The organism is Sphingobacterium sp. UT-1RO-CII-1, from assembly GCF_026711005.1.
In the GTDB taxonomy this organism is placed as follows: domain Bacteria; phylum Bacteroidota; class Bacteroidia; order Sphingobacteriales; family Sphingobacteriaceae; genus Sphingobacterium.
This window is the reverse complement of sequence record NZ_JAPPVJ010000008.1, coordinates 67120-80060: the sequence shown is the minus strand read 5'-3', so window position 1 is coordinate 80060 and position 12941 is coordinate 67120. Positions and strand designations below refer to the sequence as shown.

Here is a 12941-nt window from a genome sequence, read left to right as displayed (position 1 = left end):
TAGTATATAAAATACAGATATGTTACACTAAAAGATAAAATAAAAATACAAAATCGACAAATAATTAAGAAATGTCGAGATGCAATCTTCCAGAGCATATCTAAAATATCAGCGCAAATAATTAACTTAGCTTAAAAAGCACTTCCCTATATTACGTACAACACATGGTTACATTAAAAGTTTTCGATAATCCCATAGATGCTCATATCTTAAAAACTAAACTTGAAAGTGAGGGCATTCACTCTTATTTATTTGATGAAAACATTGTGGGCATTAATCCACTACTAAATATTGCTGTAGGCGGTATAAAATTAAAGGTTTCATCTGACGATTTAGAGAAAGCTCTTCAACTACTTGCTCAATCTGATTTAGCACTTCTAGAAGACAATAAAAACAAAACTATTGTTTGCCCACATTGTAATTCAAACCAGATCGACAACACATACAATAAACCCAAAGGTATACGATCCATTTTATCTACCTTATTCTCCCTCTTTACCTTTACTTATCCCTTATATATAAATAAAAGTTACCGCTGTAAAAACTGCAACACAGCCTTTAGTTTAAAAGAAGATAATTAAACCTACTATGTTATTAACCTTCGCTTAATAACTAAAAATGAACTAGATAACACCTTCTACTTAAAATCAGAAATAAACTCTTAAAATTATTGTTTATCTTGCATTGACAATGAATCTGTACATAAAAAATATGGTATGCGAACGCTGCATAATGGTAGTCGAATCCGAGTTAACAAAACTTGGCTTAACACCTCTTGACGTACAGTTAGGCGAAGTAAAACTACACGAAGAAAACATTGATGATCTGAGACCTATTCTTCAAAAAAAACTAGAAAATTTAGGCTTTTCACTCATAGATGATGAAAAAGAAAAAATAATTGAGCAGATAAAAACAATGATCATTGAAGTAATCCATGATGGCGACAGCAAATTACAAATGAACTTATCTCATTTTTTATCCACACGTCTAAAAAAGGATTACCACAGTTTAAGCTCTTTATTCAGTGATAAAGAAGGTACTACGATAGAAAAGTATTACATCAAACAAAAAGTAGAACGCGTAAAAGAACTACTTACTTATGGCGAACTTAACCTCAATGAGATAGCCTATAAACTAAACTATAGCAGTGTTGCTCACCTAAGCAATCAATTTAAAAAAACGACGGGTATTTCACCTTCCGCTTACAAAAAATCAGCAGATGCAATGCGCATTGGCTTAGATAAAGTATAAAGATCAAAACCAATTTATTTCGTAATCATTTAACCTACAAGTCCACCTTTTATAGTCAAAAGAAGGCTAGCTAGTCTATTAATCCAATAATTTCAGCTAATTACATTCCCTTCTTCTATTAAAAAAAATCAGAGATAGCTTAGACTATCTCTTAAAAAATATTTTTGAAATATATTTTGTTAGCACATTCTAACATTGTATGTTTGCAAATTAAAATATAAGAGTTAAGATTATCAATTAATTATTAAATTACAGAAATGAAGAAAACTAACCTTGCACTGTTTGCGATCATGAGTTTGATTTTATTAGGACAGGCTTGCGATAAATTCGAACCCAGCGAACCTGCAGAAGAAGACCTTTTGGATGGACCTATGGAAGATCTCACCTACGAGGAAAATCAACGTTTTCTTGATGGTGACCGTACATTTAACGACGAAGTCTTTACCATCGAAAAAGGTTTAGGTCCACTATTCGTAACAAACAGTTGCGTAAGTTGTCATGCAGGCGACGGGAAAGGTCATATATTTGGTTCTTTAATCCGATTTGGCCAATCTGATGAAACAGGAAATAAATTTTTACACCTCGGCGGCCCTCAATTACAAACCAGAGCGATTCCCGGCTATCAGCCCGAAGTATTGCCTCCGGGAGCTCCTTATGCTGTTTTCACACCACCAGCAGTTACAGGTCTTGGTTTATTAGAATTTGTACCCGATAGTTATTTACTTACGACTGCTGATCCGGAAGATAAAGATGGTGATGGTATTTCCGGACGTGTAAACTGGATAGATGTCCCTGACTTTGTTCAACCTCGTTTAGGCTCAATCAGTCAAAACGGAAGATATATAGGACGTTTTGGAAAGAAAGCTAGTGTCTATGACCTCTTACAGCAAACCGTTGATGCACTCGCTCAAGATATAGGCATCGCAAGCGTTTACAACCCCATAGACGTCTACTCAGGTTTAGAAATCGACCCTGAGATCGCGACAGAAAAGGTAAATAACCTTGCTTTCTATTTACAAACACTTAAAGCTCCACTACCCCGCAACCAAGATGACGATGAGGTTATAGCCGGAAAAGCTCTATTTACACAAATAAACTGTAGCAGCTGCCATACACCCACTCTTAAAACAGGAGATGCGCCTATTGCAGCCTTAGCAAACAAAGAATTTCACCCGTATACTGATTTATTACTGCATGACATGGGTCCCGAACTAGATGATGGGTATACAGAAGGAACTGCAAAAAGCAATGAATGGCGCACTGCTCCCTTATGGGGCCTTGGTTTATCTCCAGACTCACAGGGAGGACGGTACTTCTTAATGCATGACGGCAGAGCTAAAAGCATAGAGCAAGCTATCGAAATGCACGGAGGAGAAGCGGCTAATTCTCGAGACAAATACCAAAAACTAGCTAAAGAAGACAAAAATAAATTGCTGAAATTTTTAAAATCATTATAATAATGAATAGAAAATATTTTTTAAAACAATGTGGTTTAGCATGTTTAAGTTCTTCAATAGCAACAGCCTTATTCAATAGCTGTGTAACACAGAAAGCCATTAGTGGACAATTAGTAAATACAGACCTAGTTATTCCCCTAGATAGTTTTTTAGTTAAAAATAAGACTACAGACTATAAGAAATACATTATCGTAGAACATAAACAATTGCAACACCCCATCTACGTTTTCCGTTTTTCTGAAAACGAATATAGTGCCTTACTCATGCGCTGCACACATCAAGGCGCAGAACTGCAAGCTTTCGGAGATGTTTTAGAATGTCCTGCACATGGCAGCGAATTTAACAATAGAGGTATCGTACAAAATGGCCCTGCCAACAAAAACTTACGCACCTTTCCAGTTATCAGCACAAATAACGAACTTAAGATTTCTTTAAAAAATGTTTAATACAAAAACTTTCTTATTACTTTTTATATGCTGCGGCATAAGTCTATCTAAATTGTACGCACAAATTGATTCGGGTTTATTAAAACGTACAACCACTGATTCGGTCAAAAACAAAATGAACATGGATGCAGTTTACGACCGTCCTCTGTTAGCAGCAGACAAAATACCTATCGCCATAGGTGGATATATGGAGGCTAATTGGCAGCACCTTGGCGAAGACGGCATCAGTGAAGGGCATCAGTTTCAATTTAGACGCTTTACTATGTTTATGTCATCTACTATTGGCAAACGCATTAAATTCATGAGTGAGTTAGAGTTTGAAGACGGAACACGCGAAATAAACATTGAATTTGCCGCTGTTGACTTCGAGTTCAATCCGCTACTTAATTTGCGTGGTGGTATTATCTTAAACCCCATCGGTGCATTTAACCAAAATCACGACGGCCCTAAATGGGAATTTACAGATCGGCCCATTTCAGCTACGCAAATGTTACCTGCTACATGGAGTACACCTGGATTTGGCTTATACGGCAAGCACTATAATAAAGACTGGATGTTTGGCTACGAAGCCTATATTTCAAGCGGATTTGATGGTTCTATAATCGATAACGAACAAAGTAGAACTTACCTTGGTGCAACTAAAGAAAACATAGATCGTTTTGAAGAAAGTCCTAACGGCGCACCTCTTTACACGACGAAACTTGCTATTAAAAACAATAAAATCGGAGAACTCGGTATTTCTTATATGGGGGGCATTTATAGCGAATACCAAGACGATGGACTAGATTTAGATGATAAACGTAGCGTTAATGTATTTGCTCTTGATTTCAATACCACCATCCGTCGTTTCAATACATTTATCACAGGAGAATGGGCCTGGGTTAATGTTGACGTACCACAAACATATACACAGCAATATGGACAAAAACAACAAGGAGGCTTTATTGATGTGGTACAACCCGTACTGCGTGGCAAGTTATTAGGTTGGGAAAACGCCTCCTTAAACTTAGCTTGTCGGCTGGAATACGTAGATTGGAATAAAGGTAAATTTAAAGAAACGGGAGATAATATTGGAGACGACACCAAAAGTATTATGGGAAGTATTAGTTTTAGGCCAAATACACAAACCGTATTAAGACTCAACTATCGTCACCAACGTACTCGCGATTATATTGCCAACCCACCGGTTTTACTCGGAGGCTTTAACTTTGGTCTATCAACCTATTTTTAATTTATTTTTTTAGTGATAGAAGCTATGCTCCCGCCATAGAGTAGAGTTTCAGAAACGGGTTCTGATTTCATTATCAGAGCTCGTTTCTTTATCCTTATCCCTTTTAAATTTTCTAAAAAACATCGATCAATCGTTAAATAATGTTAAAGCACTCATATCGCTGTACTATTCCCCCATTGACCACGTTAATATGGTACATTTCATATTTAGATTAATAATTGGTTAGTTTAAAAGCTCTAAGGCTCCCCGCCTTAGAGCTTTTTTTTAAAACCCACCTCTTTTAAGATTCATACAGTAATAAAATAAATAAACCATAATAAGTCGACAAACACCCCAATAAACTAGCTCTCACCATGATCGACCAAACACTAGAACATGGTTAACAAAAAAATAAAATCAGGCTATCTATTAAATTTCAGTTGCAAAAAAGTCTTGAATGTCCTGCTATTGCTATTAAAAAACAAGGTATAGTCATCCTCATCAAACATCAATTTTACACGCTGCTTAAAACGCTGCACACTAATAGTGTCTTCCTGCGATTGAATATAGTGATTCACCCTATTACTCAATTCCATTGTTAACACTTTGTCAAATGCTGTAATTTTCACTTTTAATGGAGATTCTTCGATAGAATTATATCCCATATGAATAGCATTGGCTATTAAAGGAAAAAGTAATAAAGCCGGTATCTTCTCATCCGTTTCCGAATGCAATGTCAACTTCACATGTACAGCCTCATCCAAAGTAGACTTATATAAGTCTATATATGACTCTAAAAGCTGTAATTCATTAGAAATTGGCCAAATAGTGTGAGCATCTAGGACACTCATCTGTTTCAAAAACTTTATATATGCTTTTTGAAGCAAATCATTTCTATCTTTCTCAAAAAGTCGCTGCGCTAAATACTCATCAAACTTACTCGTTAAGAACGAAAGTTCTGCTTCTAAAACTCGTTTCTCTACGTCTTTCCCCTCACGGCCTCCTTTAAATAGACGGTCTAAAAAGCTACTCATATTATGGTTTAATCAATTCCCGACACCCCACCTGAAACTACTAGCTTCATCGCATCGGTAGCCGACATATTTAGTTTTTGAACATGAACAGATTTAACCACAACCACCTGCCCTGCAACAGAGTAAGAATAAGGAAAGTAAACAATAACTTCATCCTGCAGCCCTATCTTACTTAAATCTCGTTGTGTAAGAAACCCTATCTTTTTCAATCCTGTCTCATTCACCAATACTAGAACAGGTTCATTAAATTTCTTCGCATCTCCCACAAAAGCCTCCGTAAAGTCTTTTATAGATGAATACAAAGTACTAAATAACGGTATACGGTCTACTGTCCTTTTTAACCATGCTCTAATGGGTTCAGTTACCAGCGTCGTAAAAATAACCCCCATTAAAATAAGTGCTAATAGTACCGTTAAAATACCGATCCCTGGTATATATAATGGCTTTCCTTGTTCATCCTCTAAAAAATGTGAGGTTAAATTTAATGCATTATCTAAGGAAGCAACTGTCCAGATAATCAAAAAAACAGCCCCAGCTAAAGGAACAACTACCAAAGCTCCTTTTATCAGGTAATACAATAATTTTTGAAAGACTTTCTTTATCATCGCACAAACTCTCTTAATATTAGCCGTAAAAATACATTCTTTTTACTCTTGTCGACACATTTACTAATAATTCATAAGGAATCGTACCTATTGCTTCTGCGGCCTTTGTTAAATCCGGGTAAACAATAACCTCATCCTCCTCTCTTACCCTAATATCAGTCACATCCAACATACACATATCCATACAAATGCTTCCTACAGTCTTAACGATATGACCATTAACAGACATCAGCCCCACACCATTTCCAAATCGTCTGTCATAGCCATCCGCATAACCGATTTTAATAGTTGCGATACGGCTATCGCGCTGCAAAGTAGCACTTCTTTCGTACCCTACTGTTTCGCCAGCTTTTAACTCTTTAATCTGTGTAATTGTGGTTTTTAACTGTCCTACAGGCTCCAAAGCTAGTTTACCACTTCCTGTATTAACACCATATAAACCTATGCCTAATCTCACCATATCTAGATGCGCAGATTTCCAATCAACTATAGCTGATGTATTTGCAATATGCTCTATAAAATCATAGTCCAACAAATCTCTTAATCTCTGCGTCACTCCCTTATACATAGTAATCTGCTGCTGTGTAAACACATCATGTTTTCTATTACCCGAGGCTACTAAATGTGATAACGCACTTTTTACATATACTTCTTTAGACTTTAACAACAATTCCCCTAGCTCTTCAACTTCTTCTGGTAAAAATCCTAACCGATGCATACCCGTATCGATCTTTAAATGTATTGGAAAACGATCTACACCTTTACTTCTTAAAAAACGCACAAAAGCATTTAATATCCGAAAGTTATATATCTCGGGTTCTAACTTATTTACCAGCAAATTCTCAAAATCCTGTTCATCTGGGCTCAATACCATAATTGGTAAGTTTATCCCATTCTGCCTCAACTCCGCCCCCTCATCGGCAAAAGCTACTGTTAAGTAATCTACCTTATTAAATTGTAATAGATTAGCTACTTCAAAACTCCCACTTCCATACGAAAAAGCTTTTACCATAGCCATAGTTTTAACTCCTGGAGCTAATAGTCTTCTATACTGTTGCAAGTTATGAACCAAAGCATTTAAATTAATCTCCAAAACTGTCTCATGAGACTTTGCCACCAGCAATCTACTAACGTCCTCCAAATGATACAGCCTCCCTCCCTTGATCAATATAGATTCATCAAAAAATTCAATATGACTTAATTGATCCACCAACTGTTCTGTTGAACTGTACAAAGTCACCTCTCCTGCTATATAATCCTTCAAATACGCCAATTTATCCCCCACCAATATTACGCGGTCAAGCTCTTGTTCTTGTAGCAAGTCTTTCAATTTCACCTTTAACTTTTCATTCAATCCTTCCATATCGGAAAGAATGAGTGTTTTTTTTGCATGTTGCTGTTGCTGGTGCAAAAAATCAAGCGCTACCTGTAAAGAAGCTATATCATTTGAATAGCTATCATCTATAATCGAACAATTATTTTTGCCTTTATTCAAGTTAAGCCTCATTTCCACAGGTTTCATTTTAAAAACCCGCTGCGCCAACTCCTTTAATGAATAGCCTAAAAACAAAAGAGTACTTAAACAAATCAAACTATTTTCAATCGATGCTCTATCATTGAAAGGCAATTCAAATAGCTGTACCTCACCTAAAAAGCAAACACGTAAATTAGTCTGCCCCAAACTATTCTGATCAACAGCTAAAACCTGCACATCATCTTCATTTTCTTCGCCAAAAGTAAAGCTTTTCACTCCTGCTGGTATATATGATTTGATGTCATATCTTGAAGAATAAATAATAACTTCCGCCTCTTTGAAAAGCTTCAGCTTCTCTTTTATTTTTTGCTCTTTTGAAGCAAACCCACTACTATGTGCCGTCCCTATATTCGTAAAAACACCTATAGTTGGCTTTATCATCTCTTCTAAGAGAGCCATCTCTCCGGGTTTACTGATCCCCGCTTCTATTATCGCATACTCATAATCTTCCGTCAAGTTCCATAAAGACAATGCTACGCCTAATTGTGAATTGTAGCTTTTGGGGCTCTGATATACTTTACTATCAGGTAATAAAAGCTCGGTCAGCCACTCTTTAACTACTGTCTTGCCATTACTTCCTGTTATCCCAATTAGCGGTTTCGTGTATAGCCCCCTATGTTTTCTAACTAATGATTGCAAAGCTGCTAAAACATCTTCAACCCATATAAAATTAGCTTCTAAAAAAGCCGAAGTATCGAAGTCTTCTCGGTCCACCACAAAACTACGCACCCCCTTACTGTATGCATCCGCTATAAACTCGTGTCCATCCCGAATATTTTTCAAAGCAAAAAATAAGCTTTCGCCTCCCGAACGTATCTTTCTACTATCGTATGCTAAAGAAATAATCGACATTTCAGCATCGAAAATATATTTTCTTTTAAAAGAAATACTGTTAAGAATTGATTCTATTGTGTACATGTTATATTGTCTCTAACAAATTTCATCATAATTTTCAATAAGTCTATCATTTTTTGAAGATTTGCATTATGGACGAATACAATAAAGGGCAAAAGAAATTCACACCAAATCAAGCACAGTCTAAAGCAGAGTACTATTGCGCTTACCAAGAGCGCTCACAACAAGAAGTTCGTGATAAATTATACAGTTGGGGCCTGTATGAATCAGAAGTCGAAAATATCATTGCCTACCTTATCGAAGAGAACTTCTTAAATGAAGAGCGTTTTGCACATGCCTTTACATTAGGGAAGTTCCGGATTAACGGTTGGGGTAAAATTAAAATCAAACAACATCTTCAATTTAAGCGAGTTTCCCCACCTATTTTACGTCAAGCCCTGAGCAGTATAGACCTCGACGAATATGAAGAAAAGCTAAAAGATATTATCAAAAAGAAAATTGGCAAATCTCCCAACAACCTTCCCCTCACTGAACGCACCAAACTATATCGTTTTTTGCTATCACGAGGCTTTGAGCCAGAACTTATACTTCAACAGTTAAACTCCTCTAAATAGTGCTTTACAACAGTATTTGACAAGGAATAACGAATTTAAAAAATATTTTGGTCTTGATTTAAAGAGGCAAACAACTGTGTACTAAGTATCCACCCCAGATCACATAGAAAAGCTCACTATTATTTGAAAAAACATTTTGCATAACTAATAAATTCCTCTATATTTGCACCACGTCAAGCGAAAGTAGCTCAGTTGGTAGAGCACAACCTTGCCAAGGTTGGGGTCGCGAGTTCGAATCTCGTCTTTCGCTCAGTTGCCTAGGTGGTGGAACTGGTAGACACGCAGGACTTAAAATCCTGTTCCCGTTAAGGGAGTGCGGGTTCGATTCCCGCCCTAGGTACGAATCGAAGAAAAGCCGAAGTATATACTTCGGCTTTTTACTTTTCCCCCTCTTCTCAAACCTCATCCGGAAAAGGACAGGTTCTACCCGAATCTTTAAAGACAGGCATTTGCGCATCTACCGATCGTAAATATTTCCCAAGTTTGCTAGATAGCTTTTTCACTATCCCCGATTCAATATTTGCCAGATCATTTTCTTCCCCTATATCTTTAGCTATATTATACAATTCTTTTTTACCACTTTCATGCCAATAAATCAGCTTCCAATTCTTATCTCGAATTGTACTTGTTGCTCCAATCCCAGGTCCCGACACTCCCCATTCATTCGGATAATGCCATACTAAAGGTGTTCTTCGCTCTTTACGTCGTCCTCCCATCAACAAGTCAACAAAAGAGCAGCCATCTACAGCCTGTATTGCCTTTTCTCTTTCCGCTTTGCCTACCTCTATCAATGTTGTAAAAACATCCTCAATTAACACGGGGGTTTGCGTTACAGTAGATTCTCTCACTTTACCTGGCCAACTCACTATCATCGGCACACGCACCCCACCTTCATAGGCTGACCCTTTACCGCTTTTCAATGGCGCATTCCATTCGTGTTCTGTTCCCTCATATCCTCTATTAGAGACAGCGAAGCCTCCATTATCAGACAAAAACATAACAATTGTATTGTCCTTTATGCCTTTACTTTCTAAAAAGCTCATAATATCACCTAAACTCTTATCCATTCCCTCTACCATCGAAGCATACTGAGCTTCCTCTACTGTACAGCCTCTATCTATATATTTTTGGTAGTAACGCTTATCAGCATTAAAAGGGATATGTACAGCATAATGTGCCATATATAGAAAAAAAGGTTTTTCAGTACCACTTGCTTCTTCTAGGGTTTGAATAGCTTTCTGGGTTAACGCTTCTGTTACGAAAATATCCGTACCATGATATTCGTCCAATCCTGGAATACCCCACGGTAACTTTCTGGTACCATCCGCATTATTTCCAAAATTTTCTGTTCCTAAGTAGCTTCCCAAGCCACCTGCAGCATGCCCGGCTATATTAATATCAAAACCTAAATTTAATGGTTCCTCTCCTGGCGTATCCATTGCCCCAAAGTGCGCTTTACCCACATGTATTGTTTGATAGCCTGCATCTTTCAACAGCATAGGTAAAGTTGTTGCTTCCACCGTATAAGGTATATGCGTTCCCTCAGGCTGCAAGCCGTTTACATTCCATTTCGGAAAATCCAATTTATCGTGCTGCGCATCCACGGCCTGATCTCTGCGCAGTGTCCAGTTTGTCACTCTATGTCGGGCGGCGTTCATTCCTGTCAACAGACTGACCCGCGTAGGTGAACATACACTACTAGCATAAGCTTCTGTAAACTTCATCCCTTCACGTGCCATTTTTTCCATATTTGGAGTATGGTATAAATTATTCAATACAGTCTTCTCCTCTCCAAACGGCACCGAAGTATCTTGCCAGCCCATATCATCCACTAGAAAAACAATAATATTAGGCTTCCTCTCTGTTTCCTGTGCACTCAACAAGTTTGTGAAAACAAGACAAGCCATAAAAGCTAACATGCTATTCTTTCTTTTCTTCATCCCTATTTTTTTATAATAAAAGTCAACTTTCCCTTAGATACACAACCTGTAGTTATTACCACCAACCCTATGTATGATTAGCAAATTTTATCCAACAGAAAGCATTAGATTAGGTTTCGTTAATGTAAACACTAAAATTAAGCTTATTCCCTTATAAACACAACAGGTAGCTACTTAAATAAAACCATATTAAACTTGATAGAACATTGCAAACACATGAATTTTTATTCTTGAAAAAATAGTATTATGTTTGCTTATGCAAAGTATACATCACTATGCATCTTTTCGGGATGTAGCGTAGCCCGGTATCGCGCTAGCATGGGGTGCTAGAGGTCGCAGGTTCGAATCCTGCCATTCCGACACATGAAAAGCCTTCACGAAAGTGAGGGCTTTTTCATTTTCCACACATGCTAAGCTTGCTAAAAAAATGCTTGGAAGATGAAAAAGGCATCCACCAATCGGGCTGAAAGCCATTTATCTATAGCCTCCTTCCCCCTAGGTTAGATACAAAACTAACAAAATACCTCATCATGTTAAAAAGCATATAGAACAGCATCACATAGTTTCTGAGTACTTTTTATTCCACTTCTTCCCCATTTTTTCTAAACATCAACCCCTAAAAAACCCCAAACTCTCCTCCCGTTATTTAAGGTTCTTCTTGCCCAAAAATGTTATCTCAATTTCAAAAGTTAGAATATTCTAACTTTATAGTTTTATTATAATAAACTTTTAATACCTTTGTTGTAAAACAATGATATTAAACAATGGACTATGTGATCGAATTATTAGAAGAAAACAAAAAACATTTAGAAAGACACATTAGAGATGATAAGTTACTGCATGTTAACATGCGGAAAGCCACACAAGAAATGGCCCACATCAATCAACTTAAACGAGCAATTAAAATCTTAAAACTAAAAACAAAAAAAGCATGAAAATAACACAACAACTTCCAGAACTTCCTTACAACAAAAACGCATTAACACCCCTAATTACAGAAGAAACATTTGATTATCATTATGGCAAACATCACGCAACTTATGTTAACAACCTCACCCAATTAGTAAAAGACACAGCTCTTACTGAGGCTTCTATAGAAGAAATAATCCAAAAATCTTTTAAGAATAATGATGTAGCATTATTCAACAATGCTGCCCAGCATTGGAATCACAGCTTTTTCTGGCATTGTCTTTCTCCCGATGGTGGAAAACAGCCCCATGGGAAAATCAAAGAATTGATCATTCGTGACTTTGGCAGCTTTGATACTTTCAAAACTAAATTTTCAGAAACAGCAACTAAACTCTTTGGAGCGGGCTGGGCTTGGCTTGCTCAAAACGACCAAGGCATGCTGGAAATCATCCCTATGAAAGATGCGCACACACCTATCACAGAAAACAAAAAACCTATTTTAACGCTAGACGTTTGGGAGCATGCCTATTACATCGACTACCGTAACGCTCGCCCAAAATTCGTTGAAAATTATTGGGAAATTGTTAACTGGGACTTTGCTAATGATAATTTAATTTAAAAATGAATGATATCTGTATGAATCATGAAGAAAGATACTGGCAAACGCTCACTACGTCTGCTAATACTTTTTTTACTAATGGAAATTTCGAAAAAGCTTTATCACTATACAAAAAAGCGCTGTACAGAGCAGAAATTCTAAACAATCATCTGTTAGATTGTAAACGATTAAATATTCCATTCATGCAAGTATATATCATTTCCTGCAATAATCTAGCTAATACTTACGAGGAGTTGGGTAATATAACTGAGGCCGAAAACCTTTCAAAACGCAACATTTATTACCTGCTCCATTTAGCAAGTAATAAAAGCCTCGACATTAACGAAATACAAACAGAATTAAGAAGGGCTTCATTGCACTATGTAGAACTTGCAGAACGAATAAACAGTGGAAATATCCAACAGGAACAGTTTTTCAAAACAATTAAAGAACAATTAATAGAAAACAACTTCTATTATAAATAGATA

The 12941-nt window shown here is 36.8% G+C and carries 12 protein-coding genes and 3 tRNA genes; 11 read left to right on the top strand and 4 right to left on the bottom strand.

Annotated features, from left to right (window positions below; translation table 11 throughout):
- Positions 1-164 precede the first annotated feature (164 nt).
- The 5 genes from ORI89_RS16385 (at position 165) to ORI89_RS16365 (ending at position 4385) form a co-directional block, all read left to right on the top strand.
- Positions 165-581 (top strand): putative signal transducing protein, encoded by a 417-nt coding sequence (locus tag ORI89_RS16385; protein WP_268231592.1) that lies wholly within the window; start codon positions 165-167, stop codon positions 579-581.
- 151 nt (positions 582-732) lie between these two features.
- Positions 733-1251: a helix-turn-helix domain-containing protein gene (locus ORI89_RS16380; protein WP_268231591.1), complete on the top strand. Its 519-nt coding sequence runs from the start codon at positions 733-735 to the stop codon at positions 1249-1251.
- A gap of 257 nt (positions 1252-1508) precedes the next feature.
- Entirely contained in the window at positions 1509-2708 is a 1200-nt protein-coding gene (locus ORI89_RS16375; protein ID WP_268231590.1) for a di-heme oxidoredictase family protein, read from the top strand.
- A 2-nt stretch (positions 2709-2710) separates the two neighbouring features.
- The gene (locus tag ORI89_RS16370; protein ID WP_268231589.1) at positions 2711-3154 is read left to right on the top strand and encodes a Rieske (2Fe-2S) protein; all 444 of its coding nucleotides are present in this window, start codon (positions 2711-2713) and stop codon (positions 3152-3154) included.
- Positions 3147-4385, top strand: a complete 1239-nt coding sequence (locus tag ORI89_RS16365; RefSeq protein WP_268231588.1) for a hypothetical protein — start codon at positions 3147-3149, stop codon at positions 4383-4385. Before ORI89_RS16370 ends, ORI89_RS16365 begins: the two co-directional genes overlap by 8 nt.
- Before the next feature lie 401 nt (positions 4386-4786).
- On the opposite strand, the gene ORI89_RS16360 is transcribed toward ORI89_RS16365, so the two are convergent.
- From ORI89_RS16360 to ORI89_RS16350, 3 genes are read right to left on the bottom strand one after another with little or no spacing between them, the layout of a single operon-like run.
- A complete protein-coding gene (locus ORI89_RS16360) occupies positions 4787-5398 on the bottom strand; it encodes a hypothetical protein (RefSeq protein WP_268231587.1) in 612 nt (203 codons plus the stop codon).
- Between the two features lie 8 nt (positions 5399-5406).
- Positions 5407-6003, bottom strand: a complete 597-nt coding sequence (locus ORI89_RS16355; protein ID WP_268231586.1) for a DUF502 domain-containing protein — start codon at positions 6001-6003, stop codon at positions 5407-5409.
- 19 nt (positions 6004-6022) lie between these two features.
- On the bottom strand, positions 6023-8455 hold the full coding sequence (locus ORI89_RS16350) for a bifunctional UDP-N-acetylmuramoyl-tripeptide:D-alanyl-D-alanine ligase/alanine racemase (protein ID WP_268231585.1): 2433 nt from the start codon (positions 8453-8455) through the stop codon (positions 6023-6025).
- A 68-nt stretch (positions 8456-8523) separates the two neighbouring features.
- On the opposite strand from ORI89_RS16350, the gene ORI89_RS16345 reads away from it, so the two are divergent.
- The 3 genes from ORI89_RS16345 to ORI89_RS16335 all read left to right on the top strand — a co-directional run bounded on the left by ORI89_RS16345 (position 8524) and on the right by ORI89_RS16335 (position 9346).
- Positions 8524-9006, top strand: a complete 483-nt coding sequence (locus ORI89_RS16345) for a regulatory protein RecX (RefSeq protein WP_268231584.1) — start codon at positions 8524-8526, stop codon at positions 9004-9006.
- A 177-nt stretch (positions 9007-9183) separates the two neighbouring features.
- A tRNA-Gly gene (locus ORI89_RS16340) sits at positions 9184-9256 on the top strand.
- A gap of 5 nt (positions 9257-9261) precedes the next feature.
- Positions 9262-9346, top strand: a tRNA-Leu gene (locus ORI89_RS16335).
- Positions 9347-9401: 55 nt separating this feature from the next.
- Here the strand turns inward: ORI89_RS16335 and ORI89_RS16330 are convergent.
- Positions 9402-10946 carry a sulfatase gene (locus ORI89_RS16330; protein ID WP_268231583.1) on the bottom strand — a complete coding sequence of 515 codons (1545 nt, stop codon included), beginning with the start codon at positions 10944-10946 and terminating at the stop codon, positions 9402-9404.
- A gap of 286 nt (positions 10947-11232) precedes the next feature.
- Here ORI89_RS16330 and ORI89_RS16325 point away from each other — a divergent pair.
- From ORI89_RS16325 to ORI89_RS16315, 3 genes are all read left to right on the top strand, one after another.
- Positions 11233-11306: transfer RNA gene (locus ORI89_RS16325), tRNA-Pro, on the top strand.
- Positions 11307-11877: 571 nt separating this feature from the next.
- Entirely contained in the window at positions 11878-12474 is a 597-nt protein-coding gene (locus ORI89_RS16320) for a superoxide dismutase (protein WP_326494320.1), read from the top strand.
- Between the two features lie 2 nt (positions 12475-12476).
- Complete coding sequence (locus ORI89_RS16315; RefSeq protein ID WP_268231582.1) at positions 12477-12938, top strand: tetratricopeptide repeat protein; 462 nt, start codon at positions 12477-12479, stop codon at positions 12936-12938.
- The last annotated feature ends 3 nt before the right edge of the window (positions 12939-12941 follow it).